Source organism: Candidatus Polarisedimenticolia bacterium (assembly GCA_035764505.1).
Lineage (GTDB): Bacteria > Acidobacteriota > Polarisedimenticolia > Gp22-AA2 > AA152 > AA152.
The window spans coordinates 1-20,260 of the sequence record DASTZC010000211.1 but is presented as its reverse complement, the minus strand read 5'-3'; the positions used below and the strand labels follow the sequence as shown (position 1 = coordinate 20,260).

Annotated in this window: 15 protein-coding genes; 8 read left to right on the top strand and 7 right to left on the bottom strand. The window is 67.2% G+C overall.

Annotation, left to right across the window (positions count from 1 at the left end; all coding sequences use genetic code 11):
- Positions 1–53 precede the first annotated feature (53 nt).
- Positions 54–1,313, top strand: a complete 1,260-nt coding sequence (locus VFW45_13915; GenBank protein ID HEU5181880.1) for a tetratricopeptide repeat protein — start codon at positions 54–56, stop codon at positions 1,311–1,313.
- Positions 1,314–1,578: 265 nt separating this feature from the next.
- Here VFW45_13915 and VFW45_13910 read toward each other — a convergent pair whose 3' ends face one another.
- The 3 genes from VFW45_13910 to VFW45_13900 are packed head-to-tail and all read right to left on the bottom strand — an operon-like array spanning position 1,579 to position 3,274.
- A complete protein-coding gene (locus tag VFW45_13910) occupies positions 1,579–2,181 on the bottom strand; it encodes a cysteine dioxygenase family protein (GenBank protein HEU5181879.1) in 603 nt (200 codons plus the stop codon).
- 22 nt (positions 2,182–2,203) lie between these two features.
- On the bottom strand, positions 2,204–2,806 hold the full coding sequence (locus VFW45_13905; protein ID HEU5181878.1) for a DedA family protein: 603 nt from the start codon (positions 2,804–2,806) through the stop codon (positions 2,204–2,206).
- A gap of 6 nt (positions 2,807–2,812) precedes the next feature.
- Positions 2,813–3,274 (bottom strand): hypothetical protein, encoded by a 462-nt coding sequence (locus tag VFW45_13900; GenBank protein ID HEU5181877.1) that lies wholly within the window; start codon positions 3,272–3,274, stop codon positions 2,813–2,815.
- A gap of 99 nt (positions 3,275–3,373) precedes the next feature.
- Between VFW45_13900 and mutS the strand changes: the two genes are divergently transcribed.
- A complete protein-coding gene (gene mutS / locus VFW45_13895; protein HEU5181876.1) occupies positions 3,374–5,998 on the top strand; it encodes a DNA mismatch repair protein MutS in 2,625 nt (874 codons plus the stop codon).
- Here the strand turns inward: mutS and VFW45_13890 are convergent.
- The 3 genes from VFW45_13890 to VFW45_13880 form a co-directional block, all read right to left on the bottom strand.
- Positions 5,995–6,330: an STAS domain-containing protein gene (locus VFW45_13890; protein HEU5181875.1), complete on the bottom strand. Its 336-nt coding sequence runs from the start codon at positions 6,328–6,330 to the stop codon at positions 5,995–5,997. The genes mutS and VFW45_13890 overlap by 4 nt on opposite strands.
- Positions 6,327–6,818, bottom strand: a complete 492-nt coding sequence (locus tag VFW45_13885) for an ATP-binding protein (protein HEU5181874.1) — start codon at positions 6,816–6,818, stop codon at positions 6,327–6,329. The genes VFW45_13890 and VFW45_13885 overlap by 4 nt, the downstream gene beginning before the upstream one ends.
- Before the next feature lie 164 nt (positions 6,819–6,982).
- Entirely contained in the window at positions 6,983–7,573 is a 591-nt protein-coding gene (locus VFW45_13880; GenBank protein HEU5181873.1) for a DUF4382 domain-containing protein, read from the bottom strand.
- A gap of 314 nt (positions 7,574–7,887) precedes the next feature.
- On the opposite strand from VFW45_13880, the gene VFW45_13875 reads away from it, so the two are divergent.
- Genes VFW45_13875 through VFW45_13865 form a run of 3 tightly spaced genes read left to right on the top strand, consistent with a single transcriptional unit; the run spans position 7,888 to position 12,023 of the window.
- Positions 7,888–8,598 carry a carboxypeptidase regulatory-like domain-containing protein gene (locus VFW45_13875; protein HEU5181872.1) on the top strand — a complete coding sequence of 237 codons (711 nt, stop codon included), beginning with the start codon at positions 7,888–7,890 and terminating at the stop codon, positions 8,596–8,598.
- On the top strand, positions 8,579–10,915 hold the full coding sequence (locus tag VFW45_13870; protein ID HEU5181871.1) for a hybrid sensor histidine kinase/response regulator: 2,337 nt from the start codon (positions 8,579–8,581) through the stop codon (positions 10,913–10,915). The genes VFW45_13875 and VFW45_13870 overlap by 20 nt, the downstream gene beginning before the upstream one ends.
- Positions 10,866–12,023, top strand: coding sequence for a hypothetical protein (locus VFW45_13865; GenBank protein HEU5181870.1), 1,158 nt, complete (start codon positions 10,866–10,868; stop codon positions 12,021–12,023). The genes VFW45_13870 and VFW45_13865 overlap by 50 nt, the downstream gene beginning before the upstream one ends.
- 25 nt (positions 12,024–12,048) lie before the next feature.
- Here the strand turns inward: VFW45_13865 and VFW45_13860 are convergent, their stop codons facing one another.
- Positions 12,049–13,317, bottom strand: coding sequence for a DUF4010 domain-containing protein (locus VFW45_13860; protein HEU5181869.1), 1,269 nt, complete (start codon positions 13,315–13,317; stop codon positions 12,049–12,051).
- Positions 13,318–13,571: 254 nt separating this feature from the next.
- Between VFW45_13860 and VFW45_13855 the strand changes: the two genes are divergently transcribed.
- The 3 genes from VFW45_13855 to VFW45_13845 all read left to right on the top strand — a co-directional run.
- Complete coding sequence (locus tag VFW45_13855; protein HEU5181868.1) at positions 13,572–14,216, top strand: hypothetical protein; 645 nt, start codon at positions 13,572–13,574, stop codon at positions 14,214–14,216.
- A gap of 71 nt (positions 14,217–14,287) precedes the next feature.
- On the top strand, positions 14,288–14,941 hold the full coding sequence (locus VFW45_13850) for a 4'-phosphopantetheinyl transferase superfamily protein (GenBank protein HEU5181867.1): 654 nt from the start codon (positions 14,288–14,290) through the stop codon (positions 14,939–14,941).
- 257 nt (positions 14,942–15,198) lie between these two features.
- Positions 15,199–20,260 (top strand): amino acid adenylation domain-containing protein (locus tag VFW45_13845; protein HEU5181866.1); only part of this gene is annotated, 5,062 nt, incomplete at its 3' end.

Genomic DNA, 20,260 nt, shown 5'->3' with positions numbered 1-20,260 from the left:
AGGCGCGGCTAACATACGACGTTTTTCTCGCTCCCGGGAGCCGCAATCCCCCAATGAAACGCCTCATCGCCATTGCCGCGGTGGTTCTTGTCGTCGCCGCGATCTTTTCGAGCGTCTCCTTCGTCGGAGGGGAAGAGATAGCCGTTCTCGATCCGCGCTTCGGCGATCCGCAGATCCTCGGCCGGGGCATCCACTTGCATCTCCCATTTCTCAGCCGGGTGACCCACTACCCTCTCAAGCCCGAGAAGGTGGAATCGGAAACCAAGCTGGAGACCCGCGACAACCTGAACTTCACCGCCAAATACACGCTGGAGTCCACTTTCGATCCGGAGACCCTGCTGGCGTTCCACGCGCGGCGCGGCGGGCGCCCCGTGGAGGTGGTGCGCCGCCAGGCGGGCGACGAGGCGGTGCGCGAAGGCGCCGCGCTGCTGCGCGCCGACGAGATTCTCGGCGCCGCGACGCCCGAGCGCTGGATGGCGGTGCTGCTTCCCCCCTGCCGCAAGGCCGGCATCCGTCCGATCGGAATCACCGTCCAGCCGATTGCGGCCACGGCGATGGTGAACGCCGCCCTGATCTATCAGCAGCGAAACCTGCCGCGCGCCGCGCTGAACCTGGCGAAGATGGCGGTCGATCGGTATGGCTCCGATCCGATGGCCCACTACGGGCTGGGGCGCGTCTATGAGGCCCAGGGACGCGGCGACGACGCCGAGGCGGAATACATACAGGCGCTGTTCCTGGACCCCGCGGCCAAGGAGCCGATGGCGGAGCTGGTGGGACGGCTGCTGAAGCGCAAGGATTTCACACGCGCCCAGCGCCTGATTGCCGCCGGGCTTGAGAAGGACCGCCTTTCCGCGCCGCATTACAACTGGATGGGTATCACCATGCAGCTGCAGGGACGCCTCGACGACGCCCGCACCGCGTTTCAGAAGGCGGTCGAGCTGGATCAAAAGAACGCCGAGTACCGCGCGAATCTGGGAGCGCTGGAGCTGGCGCGATCCGATCCGAAATCAGCCGAGGAGAGCCTCAAGGATGCGATCCGCATCAATCCCAACCACAGCCTGGCGCTGTACAACCTGGGCATCGCGGTGGCCGAGCAGGGTCGCAATGCCGAAGCGGTCCCCTTCTTCGAGCGGGCCGAGAAGAGCGGCCCCGCGACCGTCGGGCTGCTCAACGCGCTGGCACACGCCTACCAGCAGATCGGCGACAAACCGCGCGCCGCCGCCACGCTGCGCCGCTCCCTGGCCCTCAATCCCAATCAACCCGAGCAGCAGAAGATTCTGAAACAGCTGGGGCCGGTGAAGTCACCGACATAGCTGTCAATCCAACTTGGACACCGTTGCAGACGACGGCCGCGAAGCGGCCGCGTCTGAACGGCCGCCGCTTGATCAGGTGCTTACAATTGCGGGAACAGGTAATTAAGCAGGTGCGCCTGAATTTTATTGCGCGGGGATCAGGGAAAAATGCGCTCTGGTGAGGCGGTCGAGCCGCCCGTCTCGCAGGGCGCGCCGAAGCGCCGCGTACTTAGTTTCGTACGCCAGCGAGGCGTGCAACGCTGCGCGTGACAATGGATCGGCAGCCTCAGAGCTTGAGGGGGATGCGGCTGTCATACCGCATCGTCTTCGTCTCGCGCTGGTAGCGATCGCCTCCCAGCGGATTGAAGATGTTGCAGACCTTCAGATTGCGTCCGTAGACGTGCACGCTGATCGCTTTTTCGGCGGTCTCGTTGGCGATCCGGTGGTATTCCACAGGAGGGATGAGCGCGCCGCAGGCCCCCACGCCGGCCCGGATCGCCTCGCCTTCCGCGAAGCGGACCGTCTTGCCCATCCTGCCGATCGGGTTGAAGCGGGTCACCTGGATGTTCCCTTCGTAAACCCCTTCCACGCACCAGACCCCGGCATGGTCATGGATGGCCGTGCGCTGCCCGGCTCCCCAGACCATGGCCACGATCACGAAGCCGGTCTTGCGGTCCTGGTAGAGGAGGTGGCGGGCGTAAGAGGCCGATTCCGAGGTCCGGCAGGGACGGGGAAGCCAGCGGGGGGTCTCCAGGAGCTCGATGAGACGCTTTTTCACCTGGTTGACGGTGCGGGCCCCGTCATCCTTCTTGCCGAGCAGATCCTTGAGCTCTCCGATGAACGATTTCAGCGGCCCGGCAGCCGAGATCCCCTTCCCCGGTTTTTCCATGGTGAACCTCTGAGTCCCGGCGTCAGGCCGGGGGAGCTTCCCCCCTCCGTCGCCGGATTTTGATGAAGGTGTAAGCGGCGTAACCCAAGACTATCATACCAAGCACTCCGACGTAACTCTGGAACATCCCCTGCAGCCGGCTCCAGGAGCTGCCGAAGCGGTGGCCCACGTAAGCGATCAGCAGGATCCAGGCGGCATTGCTGATCGTGGCGCAAAAGAAGGTCGCGACGGGAGGCATCTTCCCCATGCCTGCGGCGAACAGAAAGAAGCCGCGCAGCACGGGGAGAAAGCGGTTCACCAGGACCATCCCGACGCCGAACCGTTCGAAATAGCGCTCGAGGACCGGCAGGACGGAGGCGGCCAAGCGCGAGCGGCGGATGAAAAAGTAGGATTTGCCCAGCCGGAGCCCCAGGACATAAGCGGCATACGCCCCCGCCATGCTCCCCAGCATGGCGGCGGCAGCCACGCCCGCCAGCGGCAGATCGCCGCGACCCGCCAGGAAGAATCCGAAGAGCATGAGAGTGTCCCCGGGCAGCGGCGGCAGCAGGTACTCTCCCAATCCGGCGAGGCCCACCAGCAGCAGCCCGGCCAGGGGATGGGCGAAGATCGATTCGAACGATTCCATCGCAGCTCAGACCCGCTCGACGAAGTCGCCCAGGTAGGGAATCCGCCAGCGCTCTCCCTCGAAGGCCTTGAGGATGCAAGCCACCACCAGCGCCAGAATGCCGAAGCTGGAAGTCAGGAGAACGAGAAGAAACAGCAGCCCGAGGACCCAGTGGACGTCCCACAGGACGACGTTGACGAGAATCATGCTGAAAAGGGTGACCATCGAGACGCCGAACAGGAGCAGCCCTTGACGCGCGTGCCAGACGACGAACTGCTTGCGGGCGGTGAGGTACGGGACCAGGGCCAGGATACCGAGATAGGCCAGCACGAGCAGAATGCGATCTTGATCGTCCAGAGGCAGCTCCGGTGGCGGCGCGGGGAAATCCTCGTCGTCATTGTCATCCGGGTCGAGATCGATACGACGCCGTGCCTCGTCCTCCTCGGCCGAAGGGATCTCCGGCTCGTCGCCCGCGCGCCAGTCTTCCATCGCGCGCCTTTATAGATTACCCCTCCGGGCCTGTCAACGCTGTGCTACACTTCCGCCCCCACAACATTCCGGCGAATTTCGCTCCCGGCGGAGTGCCCCCTGGACGAGCTGACTCCCATGCTGCGGCAGTACCGACAGCTCAAGGATGAGCATCGGGACGCCATCCTGATGTTCCGCATGGGCGATTTCTACGAGATGTTCTACGAGGACGCCCTGTCGGCCTCGAAGGCGCTCGAGATCACGCTGACCGCCCGCGGCAAGGGGACGGCCAGCGAGGCGCCGATGTGCGGCGTCCCCTACCATGCCGTCGACGGCTACGTGGCGCGCCTGGTCCGAATGGGACACAAGGTCGCCCTGTGCGACCAGGTCGAGGACGCCCGCAAGGCGAAAGGGCTGGTCCGCCGCGACGTGGTCCGCGTGGTCACTCCCGGGACCTTCCACGATCCGTCCACCTCCGCCTCCGGCGAGCACACCTTTCTCGCCAGCCTGGCCATCGACTCCGACCGCCTGGGGGCGGCCTACCTCGATCTCTCCACCGGCGATCTGACCGTCTCGGATCTGGCGGGCGAGAAACGCTGGGAGGAGCTGCTGGACCAGATGGAGCTGTTCTCCCCGCGTGAGGTGCTGCTGCGCGAGGGAGTGGAGATCGAGGCCGGCCGGCTCGAGGCGCTGCGCGCCCGCGCCGCGGTGAACCGCGGCGCTTCCTGGAGCTTTGCGGCCGATGCGGCGCGCCGGGCCATCCTCGATCTCACCGGTGCCGCTTCGCTGCACGGCTTCGGGCTGGAGGAAGGCACCCTCGCCGTGTGCGCGGCGGGGGCGGCGATCCATTACGCGCGCGAAACCCAGCGCTCCGAGCTGCGACACCTGCATCGCATCACCTTCCACACCGCGGCGGACCGGCTCGTCCTGGACGCCACCACGCGGCGCAACCTGGAGCTGACGGCCAATCTCTTCGATGGGACGCCGGCGGGCTCGCTGCTCGATCTCCTGGACCGCAGCGCCACGCCGATGGGCTCGCGCGCGCTGCGCGATCTGATCCTTCGCCCCTTCGCGACCCTCGCCGCGATCGAGCCGCGGCTCGACGCGGTGGAGGCCTGGACCCGGCATCCCGAGCAGCGCGCGCGGGTGCGCGACATCCTGGGAAACATGCGCGACCTGGAGCGCCTCCTCTCACGCATCAGCCTGAAGACGGCCGGGCCGCGCGATTACGCGGCGTTGCGGGAGTCGCTCGAGGCGCTGGGACCCCTCAAGACGCGCTTGTGCGAGGTGGAGGGCTCGCCGCTGCTGCGGGAGATCGAGGCGCGCATTGATCCCCTGGGCGACCTGCACTCCCTGCTCGCCGCCGGAATCGCGGCCGAGCCGCCGGCCACGGCGCGTGACGGCGGCGTGATCCGGGACGGCTATCACGAGGAGCTGGATCGGCTGCGTGCGCTGCGCCGCGACACCCATGGCTTCCTCGCCGCGCTGGAGACGCGCGAGCGCGCGCGCAGCGGCATCGCCTCGCTGAAGGTGCGCTACAACAAGGTCTTCGGCTACTACCTGGAGGTCTCCAAGGCCAACCTCGCCCTGGTCCCTGCCGATTACGAGCGCAAGCAGACGCTGGTGGGCGCGGAGCGCTTCGTGACTCCCGAGCTGAAGCAGCACGAGGAGCAGGTGCTCACGGCGCAGGAGCGCATCGAGGAGCTGGAGGCGGATCTGCTGGAAGCCATCCGGGCCCGCATCGCCTCGCAGGCGGTGCGTCTCAAGTCCACGGCGGTGGCGGTGGCCGACGCTGACGTGCTGGCCGGATTGGCGGAGACGGCGGTAACCCTCGACTACGCGCGCCCTAAGCTGACGGCGGGCGCGGGGATCCGCATCGTGGGCGGCCGCCACCCGGTGGTGGAGCGCCTCCGATCGGAGCAGCGCTTCGTCCCCAACGACACCGAGCTCGATCCCGACCAGCGGCAGATTGTCATCATCACGGGGCCCAACATGGGAGGGAAATCGACCTTCCTGCGGCAGGTGGCGCTGATCACGCTGCTGGCGCACGCCGGATCCTTCGTGCCGGCCGCCGAGGCGGAGGTCGGCATGGTGGACCGGATCTTCTGCCGCGTCGGCGCCTCCGACAACCTGGCCCGGGGCCAGAGCACCTTCATGGTGGAGATGCAGGAAACCGCCAACATCCTGCACCATGCCACGCCGCGCAGCCTGGTGGTGCTCGATGAGATCGGCCGCGGCACCGCCACCTTCGACGGACTGTCGCTCGCCTGGGCGGTGGCGGAGCACCTGCACGAGGCGGCGCACCTGCGGCCCATGACGCTGTTCGCCACCCATTACCACGAGCTGACGGAGCTGGCGCTGACCCTGCCGCGCGTGCGCAACTGCCGCATCGCGGTGGCCGAGTGGAACGACGAGATTCGCTTCCTGTACCGGGTCGAGGAAGGGAGCGCCGACCGCTCCTACGGCATTCACGTGGCGCGGCTTGCCGGCATCCCGCGCGCGGTGATCGACCGGGCGCGCGAAGTGCTGCACAACCTGGAGAGAAACGAGCTGGATCGCGAGGGGGTCCCGCGGCTGGCGGGAGAGCAGGCGCGGCGGCACGTCTCCGCCGCCCAGTTTCAGCTGTTCGCCGAGGAGCCGGATCCGCTGAGGCAGGCGCTGCGCGCCGTCAAGCCGGAGGCGATGACTCCGCTGGACGCCTTGAACCTGCTGGCGGAGATCAAGAAGAAGGCGGGGGAATCCTAGAAGGTGGCCAGGGCTTCTTTCTCTTCGTTGTAGATGTCGAAGACCTGCTGCAGCTTGGTCAGCGAAAGAAGATCCGACACGCGTCCCGAAGGATTGAGAAGCTTGAGCTTGGCGCCGGTCTCCGCGGCGCGCTTGTAACAGGCCACCAGCTCGCCGATCCCCGCCGAATCCATGTAGGTCACGCCGTTGAGATTCAGCAGGATGCTCTTCACGTCCCCCTCGAGGAGCTTGTTGACCTCTTCCCGGAGGACCACGTCCCCTTCGCCGATGGTGATCTTCCCGGACAGATCGACCACGGCCACCTTACCCGCCATTCTTACCTTCGTCTTCATCGAACCTGTCCTCCTTGGCTCATCGGCGTTCCCGAGGCCGGGCTCCGGCCCTTGCGGCCCCTTGTCGCGCGCTTTTCCATTCTCACTTCGGTCCCGCCGCCGGGGAGGCGGCTGAACCGCACCTCGTCCACGAAGCTTTTCATGAAGAAGATGCCACGCCCATGGTTGGCGACCACGTTCTCGGGGGCCAGGGGGTCGCGCACCCCCTCGAGGTCGAACCCGAGCCCCTGATCCCGCACCGCCACCACCAGCTTACCGGGCTCCACCCGAAAGATGACCAGGACCCGCTTGCCGGCCTGCAGGCGATTGCCGTGCTTGATGGCATTCGCCACCGCCTCGCGCACGGCCAATCCGACGTTTACGGTGGTGGAGCGGCCCAGGCGGGCGGCGCGGCAGAGAGCTTCCGCGGTCCTCTGGACCAGCTCAATCAACTCGTATCGGCTGTCGATCTGAACGCGGACTTCCCGCGTGGGCGTCTTCGTTCTCAACGGCGATCCGAAGGGACGTGGCAGCCATTCCCCGTGTCCGGCTCCGGATCCGACTCCGTCCCTTCGCCGCCACAAGGCGGGTCATGCTAGTCGAAAGGAAGCGCCGCCGTCAACCGGAGAGCGGAATGGCCCTGTACGGCACTAAACCGTCTCGGAGACGGGATCTAGAGAATCTTCTTGGGAGTGACCACCGGTCGCAGAATCAGACCATTCCCGGCCGGATCGTTTACCTGGACCGAGGCCGCGGCGTCGAAATCCAGGACGATTCCGGTCGTCTCGTCCCGCGTGACGTCGAAGCGAATGGGGACGTCGACTTTTCCCGATTCGATCTTCAGGGGCGCTATGGTTCCATCGAGGTAAGTAAGGCTTGCCTCTTCGACCACCAGCCGGATGCGCGAGTAAGCCCCGGCCGGGACCTCGTCGGTTCCGATCAGGGTGGTGGCGCCTCCGGTGAGGGTCAGCAGGTCGAAAGTGGCGGGATGGGAGACGATCACCACGGGAGTACCGTCTTCGTCGGAAGTATCGTTGAGCAGGCTGTCACCCTGAGCATCGCCAGGATAGAGGATCACGCCCGTCAGGGTCACGTTGACGCTCTGCACGTTGGCCAGGTCGAGCGGCGCGTCCGTGAGAAATACGTTCACGGTTCCTTTTCCGTTATCGACGCTCGCCGACATGGCGCCGTGCGAGCAGGCCGTGAGGAAAGCTGCGAGGGAGAGCAGGGCGAGAGCGGACAGCACGCCGCGCGGTCGTTCCATTGGAGCACCTCCGGAGATCCCCGCCGCAAGAAGCGGACGGTTCGCGAATTCGTCAGATTTGACGGGCATTTTAGCACATCCGGGTCATCAGACTCGCCGCACCGGGCCTCGGCAAGGGTGAAATGCCCGCAATTCGCGCCCGGAAGGACCCGGGGCGCTGGCGCAAAAGCTTCGCCCACACTCTCGGGCGCCGTTGAAAAGACCCGGTCGGTGCCTATATTGGCCCTGTCTGGGGGTCAGTCCGTCTTATTAAGGGTGTCCCGATGTCCACCACCCTCTGGAAGCTCTCGCGAGTATGGGCCCGAGCCGGCCTCATGAGCGTCATCCTGTTGACGTTGCTGGCCGCCGTGCCGCCGAGCGCCTCCGCCACAGCGCGCGATTCCGGAGGCGAGACAGGGTCCCTGGAAGGGACCGTGACGCTGGGGCCGGAGCTGAACTCCCGCAGAATCCGCTTCAGCCTCTATCCCGACGTCCGGCCCCCGTCGCTTCCCTCTTCGAGCGCAACACCACCCGAAGCGACCAATGTCGTGGTCTTTCTTGAAACGGCGGCCCCCCTCGCCAACGCGGCGACGTCTCGCAGCGCCTCGCAGACGATGCAGCAGGTCTCCCAGTCTTTCACGCCGCACGTCCTGCCGATCCTCAAGGGGACGACCGTCGAGTTTCCCAACGGCGATCCGATCTACCACAACGTCTTCTCCCTCTCGAAGGCGGCCTCGTTCGACCTGGGGCGCTACCCGCGCGGCAACAGCCGTGTGGTGCGCTTCGAGACTCCCGGAGTGGTGAAGGTCTTCTGCCACATCCACCCCGACATGAGCGGCATCATCCTGGTCCTCGACAATCCCTACTTCACGGTGCCGGAAGCCGACGGACACTACCGGATCGGCGGGATCCCTCCCGGCGAATACGTGGTGCATGCCTGGCACGAGCGCGCCCGTCCCATCCACCGCAAGGTCACCATCGAGGCAGGCCGAGCCACGGCGCTGCATTTCGCCATCCCGCTGAGAGATGAGCCCGCGGACGAGTAGGTCCGGCGGGCCTGTCGCATCCCTGCGCAGCCTGCTGGGAAAGCCCCTGCCCCTGGGGACGCGCCTCGTCCTTTTCGGGACCCTGGTAACGGTCACCGCCGTCGCCGTGGCCTTCGGGCTGCTCAGCATGGAAGTGCGCCGTCAGACTCGCTCCCACCTCGCCGAGCTGCTCGGTCAGAATCAGCGCACCGTGCTGGAGCTGCAGCGGCGCAACCAGCGCGAGCTCCTCTGGACCTCGCGGCTGATGACGCAATCGCCGACGCTGCGCGCCGCCATGGAAACCTACGAGTCGGAAATGGCCTCCAGCCCGGAGCGGCGGGCCGATCTGCTCGCCACGATCCAGACCGAGCTGGATCGGATCCGCTCCCTGCTGGGCAAGGATCTCGCCGCCATCACCGACTCGCAGGGGGATTTGCTGGCGGTCAGCACCGCCTCTCCCGAGACGCCGGAATCCGATCTCGGCGCCGCCTCCCTGGAACGCCTGTTGGCCGGCCCGACCCGGATGGAAGGGCCCGAGACGGTCGTGGGCCGGCTGGGGCGGCACATCTACCAGATGGGCTGCGTTCCGATCGTGCTGCAGGATTTCGTGATCGGCAGCCTGTCGCTGGGCGAGCGTCTCGATGAAGGCTTCCTGACGGGATTGAAGGATTCCCTGCAAAGCGAGGTCGTCCTGGCGGCGGGCCCGGCCATTCTGGGATCTACTCTCGACTCCGGAAGGCTCGGCGCCGTTCCGGCGAGCCTGTCGGCTGCCCGCTCAGGGCCGGAAGACGACCGGGCGGAGCTGCTGCGCCTGGGCGAGGAGGAATTCGTGGCTGCCTCGCTCTCCCTGGGACCTGACGCCGACGGCAAGCCGGTGACGCTGGTCCTGCTCCAATCCCTGACGCACGCCGCCGCCTCGGCGACGCGCACGCTGCGCGACACCCTGCTGGCATGCGGGCTGCTCGCCCTCGTCCTGGCCGGCGCCGCCGCCTGGGCGACCTCCCGATCGATCCTGCGTCCATTCCACCGCTTCGTCGCCTTCATGCGCCGCGTGGCTCAGGGAAACGATCACTCCCTGCGCTTCGAGGAGAGCGTCGGGAGCCCCGAGGTCAGCACGCTGAACGACGCCTACAACCTCCTGATGGAATCGCTGCAGGCGCGCGAGCGCGAGCTGCTGCTGCACGCCCGCGAGGAGCTGGACCGCGTGGAGCGCCTCAAGGAATCGGAAAAGCTCGCCTCCCTCGGAAGGATGCTGGCGGGCGCGGCGCACGAGATCAACAACCCCCTCACCGGGGTGGTGGGCAACCTCGACCTGGTGCTGCGTGGCGCTGCGCTCGATCCGGTGCCGCGCGAGCGTCTGGAAAAAGTCCAGAAAGAAGCGCAGCGGATCATCGGGCTCGTCCGCAATCTGCTCAAGGTGGCGCACCGCGACACTCGCCAGCGGACCCGGGTCGACCTGCACGCCCTGCTGCGCGAGACGGCGGCCCTGCGACGGCACGACTTCTCGCGCGCCGGATGGGAGATACGCCTCAACTTTCCGGTTGAGTCGCTGTTCGTGGAGGCAAACGAGCTGGAGATCCAGCAGGTCTTCCTCAATTTCCTCAACAACGCCTACGACGCCATGAAGGAGACGGCGCGCGATCCGGTGGTCGCCATCCGCACCGCGCGCGAGAGGGATCGGGCGGTGATCAGCTTCGAGGACGGCGGTCCCGGCATGAAAGACCCCGCCAAGGTCTTCGATCCTTTCTACACCACCAAGGAGGTGGGGAAAGGAACCGGGCTCGGCTTGAGCATCACACACGCCATCATCCAGAGCCACGGCGGAAGCATCGCCGCCGAGAACCGCGCCGAGGGGGGCGCCCGGTTCACCGTGGCGCTGCAACTCGCCCCGGCGCTGTCGGAGCCCGCGCCCGCCGTACCGGCGGCACCGGCTGCCGGCGCCCGCCAGGCATTGCCCGCGACGGTTCTGGTGGTGGAGGACGAGCCGGTCATCCTGGACCTGCAGCTGGCCATCCTGGCCTCGTCGGGAGCCACCGCCGTGGGGGCGCGCAGCGGCGAGGAGGCGATCGCCCAGCTGCAACGGCGCGATTTCGATCTCATCGTGTCGGATTTGAAGATGCCCGGGAAGGTGTCGGGCCAGGATCTTTTCGAGTGGGTGCGCAGCAACTGCCCCCGATGCATCGGGGGTTTCATCTTCGTCACCGGCGACAGTGCCAGCGACGAAACGCGGGCGTTCCTGGAGAGGGCGGGACGTCCCTATCTCATGAAGCCCTTCACGGTGGAAGCCTATGTCACGGACCTGCGCTCGACCTACCAAGCCCTCCGGCCCGCAGCCTGAGCCGCGCCGGTTCCGGCCTCTCGGCGCCCTGCTGATCTTCGTCCTGCTCCCCTCGCTGAGCGCGACGCCGGCGGCGCGCGCTGAAGAGCGCGTGGCGATCCAGGGGCTGGCGGACGCCGAAGGGTGGAACACCGGCTCGGATCCGAATTACCTGACCCGCAACGAAGGCGACTCCGGATCGGTCGGCCGCCTTCGGCTGTGGGGTTTCGGCGATTTCTCGCAGCGGTTCCAGGGTTTTGCGATGCTGGCCATGGAAGGAGGCAAGGCGACGCCGACTCAGGAGACCGACTATCGGGTCGAGCAAGCCTATGTGCGCGTCCTGCTCGGAGAATCCCGCGCCACGATCCTCCAGGCCGGCAAGCTCATCCAGCCTTATGGGAACTTCTCCAAGCGCTATCTTTCCACCTCCAACCCCTTGATCGGGACGCCGATGAATTACGAGCTCTCCTATCCTTTCGGCGTGCAGCTCAACGGCTCGGCGGGGCGCTTCGATTACATGGTGGCGGTGCTGGACAGCCCGTTCTGGAAGCAGGCCTACGACTCGAAACCGGAGTCGTATCCCCGTCCGGCCCTGGCCGCCGGGGTGACGCCGCTCGTCGGCTTCCGGCTGGGAGGCTACGCAACCAAAGGTCCCTACCTGAGCCAGATCTCCAAATCCGAGGACTGGCTGTTTCCCGAGGACCAGCTCTCTGATTTCGAGGAGCGCGCCTACGGGCTGGATCTGCAGTACAGCGTGGCGCACTTCGAGCTGAACGGGGACATGAGCCAGGCCAGCCTGGAGGTGCCGTACGCCGGGACGGCGCGCGGCCGCGTGTATTACGTGGAGCCCAAGTTCACGATCTCGCCCCGCTGGTACGTGGCGGCCCGCTACGAGCGCGGCAACGTGCCCAATGCCCACTGGGACTTTGGCACGGTGTGGGAAGCCCGCAGGGATCGGATTCATGACGTGGAAGCGGGTTTCGGCTTCCGCATCGATCCGCGCTTCCTGATCAAGGCGAGCTATCGCGCGATCCTCGATCGCGCCTCGGGACCGGCGGAGGATGACGCCGTGTCGGTGCAGTTCTCCTACAGCTTCGACGTCAACTCCTGGTTCCGCCGGCAGCAATAGGGGACGCGGCCGGCCCGGTGAAGAACTAAAACAACAGGTAGACGGCCAGACCCGCCGCCAGGCCGACCGCCGCCATGGCGGCCAGCGATCCGGCGGCCAGGATGCGGAACCGGCCGGCTCCGGAAACCATCGCGATCACCGCCTTGACCGTGGTGTTGACCACCGCTGCCAGGGTGACGGCGGCCGCCGGCTGGCGCCATCCTCCCTCAGCCGCCGGGCCGGCGTGCGCCAGCGCGATGGTGACGGCGTCGACATCGACCAGGCCTCCGAGCGCCGCGGCGACAAAGGTACCGCTCGTGCCGAGGTATTTCCTGGCCACATGCAGCAGGACCAGCGTGAGCGCGTAGAACAGTCCGAAGGTGAGAGCCGCCTTCAGTGAAAACGGATTGCGCAGCTCGGTGGAGTCCTCCGATGTGGCCCGATCGCTTCCTCTCTGGAGGAGCAAAGCGATGAGTCCGGCCGCGGCCGCCATGGCGAGCAGCGGAAACGCGAGACGAGGGATCATTTTGGCCTTGAGGGCTCCCACGAGGGCGAGCATCCGGATCGCCATCATGCCGGAGGCGAGCACCACCGCCGCGGCGATGAGCCGGTAGGCCCGCTGGCCGGCCCGCGCCCGCTGCGACATGGCCAGGGTCACGGCGGTGCTGGAAACCAGCCCCCCGGCCATGCCGGAGAACAGCAGTCCGCGCTTCTCGCCCAGCAGCCGGGTCGCCACGAATCCCGCGAAGGACAGGGCGCAGACCAGCACCACGACGAGCCAGATGTCACGCGGATTGAGGACTTCTCCGGGACCGTAGCCGCGCGTCGGGAGCAGCGGGAGCACGATGACCGAGATGACCGCCAGCTCGAGGGTGGCCGCCAGCTCTTCCGGGGTGATGGCGCGCGAGAACCTTTCCAGGCGGGGCTTGGCCGCCAGGAGCACCGCGACGACCACGCCGGCGGCGCCCGCGAGCACCAGATCTCCCCGGCCGGCAAGGCATCCGAGCAGGAAGGTGGCCAGCGCAGCCACCTCGGTGGTGGAGCCGACGTTCCCCTCGGCCGAGATCCGCAGGTAGGAGATGAGCGCCACGCCCGAGACCATCAGGAACGAGGCGATCACCAGCCAGGGGCCGACGGTGTCGAGGAGCAGGATCGACAGGGCGCCGGCCAGCGCGATGAGAGGAAAAGTGCGAATCCCGGCGAACAGGTGGCGGTGCTTGCGGATCTCCGCCCGCTCCCGGTCCAGTCCGATGAGGAACCCGATCAGCAGCGCGGCGGCCAGCCTGGCGAGCGGACCTGTGAGCGCCCCTTCCATGACGTTGCCTCATCCCGGGACTGGTGTCGCATCTCCGAAATCCGTTACCGTCGGCCGACGATCGATCCCAGCGGGTCGGACTCGATGTTAACGTGTCTTTCCGACACGCAACACTCGTGTGAGCGCGATTCTGTCATCCCGGTGCAGGGAGCGTCCGTTTCGGCTCGAGTCGCAAAAGACACCCATCAGGCGATGACGAGCCTCCTCCGAAGGCCCGCGAGATCCTTCATAATGAAGCGCACGGGAGAGAAGGGATGCTGCTGACGGCCGAGATTCGCTGGTTCTGGAGGGAGATTCCTCCCGCCTTCGAGGCCTGGTTCCGCGACGCCTCCCCCGCGCACTGCGCGGCCGGCGGCGGTGCGGTGCGCGTGGACGAATACCTGGCGGAGGCCGGAAAGATTGAGCTGGGCGTGAAGCGCCGCGGAGGGACCGAGGGGCTCGAGATCAAAGGAATGGTCACGGGCGATTTCGCAACCTTGAGCTGCGCACCCTTTACCGGTCCGATCGGGCTCTGGTGCAAGTGGAGCTCAGAGCTCCTGGAAATGCCTTCCGGACGGACCATCACGGTCGAGAAGCGACGATGGCTGCGCCGCTTCGCTTCCGCTGAAGGAGCCACTCGGGAGATTCCTCTCGATGAAAGCGAGCAGCCGGCGGAGAGCGCGCGCTTCTCCTTGCCGGGTTGCAACGTGGAGCTCACGCGGATCGGGCTTCCGGATAACAGCTGCTGGTGGACTTTGGGATTCGAGGCCCTGGGCACTCTTCCGTCGCTCGCCTGGGAAATCACGCAGGCAGCGAAAATCATGGTCGAACGCCGCCCTCCTCCCATCGAGCCGGGCTGGATCGGCGGCTATCCGGCGTGGATGAACCGTCATGTCCTCGCTTCCGCCTCCCGTGGATGAGGAACGACCCATCGCAACCCGGACCTCAGGCTGTCTCGGCCCGGAACGGGAGCCGCGAAAGAAGCCGACCAATGCTTGAAACTCTCTTACCCGCCGAGGTCCGGATCCGCAAGCTCTCCGAGGAAGTGGACCCGGCGCTCCTCTATCCGGAAGAGGCCGCCTGCATCGCGGCTGCCGTGCCGGCGCGCCGCCGCGAGTTCGCCCAGGGACGGCTTTGCGCCCGCCGGGCGCTGGCCGATCTGGAAATCCGACACTTCCCTCTCCTCGCGGGAAAGGACCGCGCGCCGATCTGGCCCCCCGGCGTGGTCGGGAGCCTCACTCACTGCGGCGGGATCTGTGCCGCGGCGGTGGCCCGTGCCGATCGGATCGCCGGAGTTGGAATCGACATCGAGTCGGCGGAGCCGCTGGGCGACGACCTGCTTCGTCTCGTCTGCGTCCCTGCAGAGCGCGCCCGGCTGGACGCGTCTCCGGAAAGCTCCCGGGGCTTGCGTGCAAAGCTGCTGTTCAGCGCCAAGGAAAGCGTCTTCAAGTGCTTCCATCCCCTCACCGGGGTCTTCCTGGATTTTCTGGACTGCGAAATAACTATTGATGATGATGCGGGCGACTTCATCGCAGTCCTGAGTCATCCGCAGCTTCCGGAGACTTTGCGCGGGACTGACCTACGGGGTCGTTTCGCCCGCGATTCCCGTCACCTGTTCACTGGAATCGCCTGCCCCAGGCCCTAGTCAGCGGAAGGGCATCGCGACGACGCGAAGAATCCTCTTGCCGCCTCCCCATCCGGCGAGTATCATCCAGCCTCTGATCCGTCAGCTTGAAGCCTTCGCGGGCGCCTTTTCCGGTCCGGGAGAGCGCGTTGGACGCAGCCTCCCCGGAAGGGTGCGGTGCGTCCGTGGCGTCGGACACCGGTCTTCCGCGCCCGGGTGAATCCTCCGCCGAGCGGCGCGGCGCTTCGCGCAGCAAGCTGACCGTTCGTCGGGCTGGCATGGCACCCGTGCGATCGGCTTTCGATATCGAGCTTGCTGGAGACGATCGGACGATCGTCGGGGTCCTGCGCTGCCGCGCCGAGGCCCAGCCTGCCGATACGATCTACACCTTCCTTTCCGACCCTTCCACCCCGTCAAAACCGATTACCTTCGCGGAGCTTCATGCGCGTGCCGCGCGTCTCGCCGCGCATCTGGCGCGCGAAGGTCTGCGCGGCGAGCGCGCCCTGCTCCTCTACCCCGCCGGATTCGAGTTCGTGGAAGCCTTCTTCGGCTGCCTGATGGCCGGGGTGATCGCGGTCCCCGCTCCACCGCCGCATGGCGCCCGGGGCCTCGATCGTCTCGCGCTCATGGCGGAAGACTGCTCGGCGCGCGCCGTCCTCTCGACGCGGACCCTCCTCCGGCGCTTCGAATCCTTCCAGGCCTCGCAGCCCACCCTCTCGCATCTGCGCTGGATCGCGACCGAAAAGCTCGGGGAAGCTCCGGGATCGGATCCGACCGGTTTCCACCCGGTCCCCGATGCGCTCGCCTATCTGCAATACACCTCGGGCTCCACGTCGGAGCCGAAAGGAGTGATGGTCAGTCACGCCAACGTGATGGCCAACTCCGAGGACATCCGGAACGGATTCGGCCACAGCCGGGCAAGCCGCTCGCTGAGCTGGCTGCCGCATTTTCACGACATGGGCCTCGTCGACGGGATCCTGCAGCCCGTCTACTCGGGGTTCCCCGCGATCCTGATGAGCCCGGCGAGCTTCCTTCAGGATCCGGCGCGCTGGCTGGAGGCGATTTCCCGGCACCGGATCACCCATTCCGGCGGCCCCAATTTCGCGTACGACCTTTGCGTTCGGCGCGTCGATCCCGATCCTTCGAAATTCGATCTCGCGTGCTGGGACGTGGCTTACAACGGCGCCGAGCCGGTGCGCGCCGAGACCCTCGAGCGCTTCGCCGAGCGCTTCGTGGCCTGCGGTTTCCGGCGCTCGTCTTTCTACCCCGCCTACGGCCTCGCCGAGGCGACTCTCAAAGTCTCCGGTGGCTCGCGGAGCGGCGGATGGAAGGCGCTTTGCGTCCGGAGCGAGGCGCTCGAGGCGGGCCGTGTCGAAGAGGGGGAGGAAGGACGGCAGATGGTCGGCTCGGGAGGCGCAGAGACCGGTACCGCCGCCATCATTATTAATCCCGAGACCGGCCGTCCCGTCCCGGCCGATCGCATTGGCGAGATCTGGGTCTCGGGTCCCGGCGTGGCCCAGGGCTACTGGAACCGGGCCGAGGAGACGGAGCGGGTTTTCGGCGCCCGCCTCCCGGACCGGGACGGGCGCTTCCTGCGCACGGGGGATCTCGGCTTTCAGCGGGACGGTCAGCTCTTCGTCACCGGGCGGCTGAAGGATCTCATCATCATCCGCGGCCGCAACCTCCATCCGCAGGACCTCGAGAACACGGCGAAGACGTGCCACACCGCGCTGCGTCCCGCGGGAGGGGCCGCCTTCGGCGTGGAGGTGTCGGGCGAGGAACGCCTTATAATCGTGCACGAAGTCGAGCGGCGGATCGCGGCCGATTACCGGGAGGTCCTCGACGCCGTGCGCTCCGCCCTCCTCGACGCCCACGAGATCGCCCCATGCGCCGTCGTCCTGGTTCGCGCGGGCGGCATCCCCAGGACTTCCAGCGGCAAAGTACGGCGCTCCCACTGCCGCAGCGCTTTCCTTGCCGGCTCGCTGCCGGTCCTCGCCGAATGGCGCTCCCCCGAAGAGGCCGAGGAGGCGCCGCCGGACGCCGGCGCCGCCGATGCGCGCGGCTGGATCGCCATGCGCGTCGCCCGCAAACTCGGAATCGCCGTCGAATCGATCGACTTCACCGCTTCGTTGGCCGGCCTCGGCCTCGATTCGCTCCGCTCGCTCGAGCTGGCGCACGAGATCGAGCGGCGCTTCGGGGCGGCGCTGACCCCTTCCGATCTTCTCGCGGCGGCATCGCTCTCGGAGATCGTCGCGCTCATCGAGGCACACCCTTCCCGGCAGGTCACGGCGAAAGGTGGCCCGGCCGATCTCCCGGAGTGTCCTCTTTCGGCCGGCCAGAAGGCGATCTGGTTCCTCCAGGAGATGGCGCCGTCGGGCGCCGCCTATACCATCGCCGCCGCATTGCGTCTCTCCGGTCCTTTGGACCCGACCGCGCTCGAGAAGGCTGTGATCGCGCTGCTAGGGCGCCATGCGTCTTTGAGGGCGCGGATCGTCGCCGGCATCGGCGGGCCGCTGCAGCGCTTCGACGTCGACTTCGAAGCGATCTTTTCACGGGCTGATTGGGGAAGCCCTTCTCCGGAGCAGCTCGCCGCCATGCTCGCCGAGGAAGCCTTCCGTCCATTCGACCTGCTTCGCGGTCCGCTTTTCCGCGTTGCCCTGTTCCGGACCGGCGACTCTAACGTTCTCCTGATCTCCTGCCACCATCTCATCGCCGATCTCTGGTCCCTTTCGGTGGTCCTGCGCGACCTGCAGGATCTCTATGCCGTCGCATTGGGACTGGAAGTCCCGCCGGCCGAGGCGGCGCCTCATCCGGCGGAGTTCGCCGCCTGGCAGGCGGAGCGCATCGGCTCGGCGTCGGGCGAACGACAGCTCGAGTATTGGCGCGCGCAGCTCGCCGGAGATCTCCCGGCGCTGGAGCTGCCCGTCGATCGCGCGCGGCCTCCGTTCCAGAGCTTTGCCGGGGCGGTACGGACGCACCGGCTCGATGCGGATCTGGCCGAGGCGCTGCGCCGGTTTGCCCGGGATAAAGAAGTCACGCTCTACACGCTTCTGCTGGCGGCCTACCAGGTCTTCCTTCACCGCGTGACCGGACAGAAGGTGGTCCTGGTGGGATCGCCGGCATCTGGACGAAGCCATCCGCGCTTCGAGGGTCTGGTGGCCTACCTCGTCAACACCGTCGTCCTGCGAGCCGATTTCACCGCCGATCCGACGTTCGAGGCGCACCTCGCCTCCACGCGTCAGCAGATCCTCGGCGCGTTGAGGCACCAGGACATTCCTTTCGCGACCCTGGTCAAGAAGCTCGCGCCGCCGCGCGATCCGAGCCGCTCGCCGCTGGTTGATACCCTTTTCGATCTGCACGGAGTCGGCGATCTGGTGCGGGGCGATCTGGCGATCGGCTCCGGGCGCTCGGAGCTCGCAGGCGGCGTCCTCGCCGAGCCGCTGCCCATCGATCGGCACGCTTCCCAGGTGGATCTGTCGGCGACCGTCACGGACGACGGCCGCGACCTCTGGGTCGAATGGGAGTACAACTCCGATCTATTCGAATCCACCACCATCGAGCATCTTGCGGGCCGCTTCGCGACGCTGCTCGCCGGAATCGCCGCCTGGCCTGAGGCGAAAGTGTCGCGGCTGCCGCTCCTGACTCCCGGCGAGCGCACGGCCGTGCTGCGGGAGTCCAATGCCGGGGCGCGACCCGAGAGATTCGTGCCGGTCCACCGGCTCTTCGAGGCGGAGGCCGCACGGCGGCCGGGAGCACCTGCCGCGATCCACGAAGGAGCGACCCTCACCTACGGCGAGCTGAATCGTCGGGCCAACGCTTTGGCGAGAAAGCTGCGCCATCGCGGTGTCGGTCCCGAGTCGCGCATCGCGGTCTGTTACGGCAAGTCCTTCGAGCTCCTGGTCGCCCTGCTGGCGGTGCTCAAGGCGGGCGGCGCCTACGTCCCAGTGGATCCTTCCCTTCCCGCCGCCAGGAAACGCCTGATGGCCGCCGATTCCGGTGCTGTCCTCCTGCTGGCGCCCGACGCCGGTGCGGCTGATTTCGGGTCGGACCTGCCGCGCATCGGCCTCGAGGAATTCCGGGCGCCCAGCGGACGCCATGGCATGGATGATCTCCAAGATCCCGCCCCGCACAGCCTTGCCTACGTCATCTATACGTCGGGAACGTCGGGAGTCCCCAAAGGGGTGGCCGTCACGCACGGCAATCTTTTCAGCGCCTATCGCGCCTGGGACAAGGTCTGGGGCCTGCGCTCGCTGTCGACCCACCTTCAGATGGCGGCCCCCGGCTTCGATGTATTCACGGGAGACATGGTCCGCGCCCTCTGCTCGGGCGGCGTCCTTCTCCTCGTCGACCGTGAAACCCTGCTCGATCCTCCTGCGCTGGCTTCGCTGGCGCGGAATCACCGTCCCGATTTCGCCGAATTCGTGCCGGCGGCGCTGCGCGAGCTGGCGGCTCATTTGACGCGTGTCGGAGAGCGCCTGGATTCGCTCGAAATCGTGTCGGTCGGATCGGATGCCTGGTCGATGGCCGACTATGTCCTGTTCCGCCGGGTGTTCGGCACGCGGACACGGCTCTTCAACTCGTACGGCGTGACCGAGGCGACGATCGACAGCACCCTCGAGGAAGTGGCGGGAGCGCAGACGCGTCCGGTGCCGGCGGTGGGCAGGCCGCTTGCGAACACCGCCGCCTACGTCCTCGATTCGCGCCTCGAGCCGCTGCCCGCCGGAATCCGCGGAGAGCTGTGCCTGGGCGGACCGAGTGTGACGCGCGGCTACCTCGGACGCCCCGAGCTGACCGCCGAGCGCTTCCAGCCCGATCCGCACGGGCCGCCCGGGTCGCGCCTGTATCGCACCGGGGACACGGCGCGGCGCCTGCCGGACGGGCGGATCGAGTTCATCGGCCGCGCCGATGCCCAGATCAAAATCCGCGGGTTCCGCGTCGAGCCCGCCGAGATAGAAGCCATCCTCAATCAACACCCCGCGGTGCGCTCCTGCGCCGTCGTGGCCCGTGAGCATGGGTCGGGCCTCCGTCTCGCCGCCTATGTCGCGAGCGACGGGCTGTCCGACGGCGCCGCTTCCCTGCGCGCCTACCTGACGGAGCGCCTGCCCGACTACATGGTCCCGTCCACGCTGATCCTCATGGAGTCGCTGCCGGTCTCGCCCAACGGAAAGATCGACCGCCGAGCGCTGCCTCCCCCCGAATGGACGGCGGATTCACCGCCGTCCGAGGTGGTCGCCGCAACCGAGGCGGAGCAGGTCCTCGGAGAAATCTGGGCCCGAATCCTGCGGGTTCCCCGCGTCGGGCCCGAGGACGATTTCTTCGCATTGGGGGGCGATTCGATCC

Excerpts from the sequence above, each read along its gene's own strand:
- VFW45_13915 (HEU5181880.1), top strand. The coding sequence starts at position 54 with ATGAAACGCCTCATCGCCATTGCCGCGGTGGTTCTTGTCGTCGCCGCG.
- VFW45_13910 (HEU5181879.1), bottom strand. The coding sequence starts at position 2,181 with ATGGAAAAACCGGGGAAGGGGATCTCGGCTGCCGGGCCGCTGAAATCG.
- VFW45_13905 (HEU5181878.1), bottom strand. The coding sequence starts at position 2,806 with ATGGAATCGTTCGAATCGATCTTCGCCCATCCCCTGGCCGGGCTGCTG.
- VFW45_13900 (HEU5181877.1), bottom strand. The coding sequence starts at position 3,274 with ATGGAAGACTGGCGCGCGGGCGACGAGCCGGAGATCCCTTCGGCCGAG.
- VFW45_13890 (HEU5181875.1), bottom strand. The coding sequence starts at position 6,330 with ATGAAGACGAAGGTAAGAATGGCGGGTAAGGTGGCCGTGGTCGATCTG.
- VFW45_13880 (HEU5181873.1), bottom strand. The coding sequence starts at position 7,573 with ATGGAACGACCGCGCGGCGTGCTGTCCGCTCTCGCCCTGCTCTCCCTC.
- VFW45_13875 (HEU5181872.1), top strand. The coding sequence starts at position 7,888 with ATGAGCGTCATCCTGTTGACGTTGCTGGCCGCCGTGCCGCCGAGCGCC.
- VFW45_13870 (HEU5181871.1), top strand. The coding sequence starts at position 8,579 with ATGAGCCCGCGGACGAGTAGGTCCGGCGGGCCTGTCGCATCCCTGCGC.
- VFW45_13865 (HEU5181870.1), top strand. The coding sequence starts at position 10,866 with ATGTCACGGACCTGCGCTCGACCTACCAAGCCCTCCGGCCCGCAGCCT.
- VFW45_13860 (HEU5181869.1), bottom strand. The coding sequence starts at position 13,317 with ATGGAAGGGGCGCTCACAGGTCCGCTCGCCAGGCTGGCCGCCGCGCTG.
- VFW45_13855 (HEU5181868.1), top strand. The coding sequence starts at position 13,572 with ATGCTGCTGACGGCCGAGATTCGCTGGTTCTGGAGGGAGATTCCTCCC.
- VFW45_13850 (HEU5181867.1), top strand. The coding sequence starts at position 14,288 with ATGCTTGAAACTCTCTTACCCGCCGAGGTCCGGATCCGCAAGCTCTCC.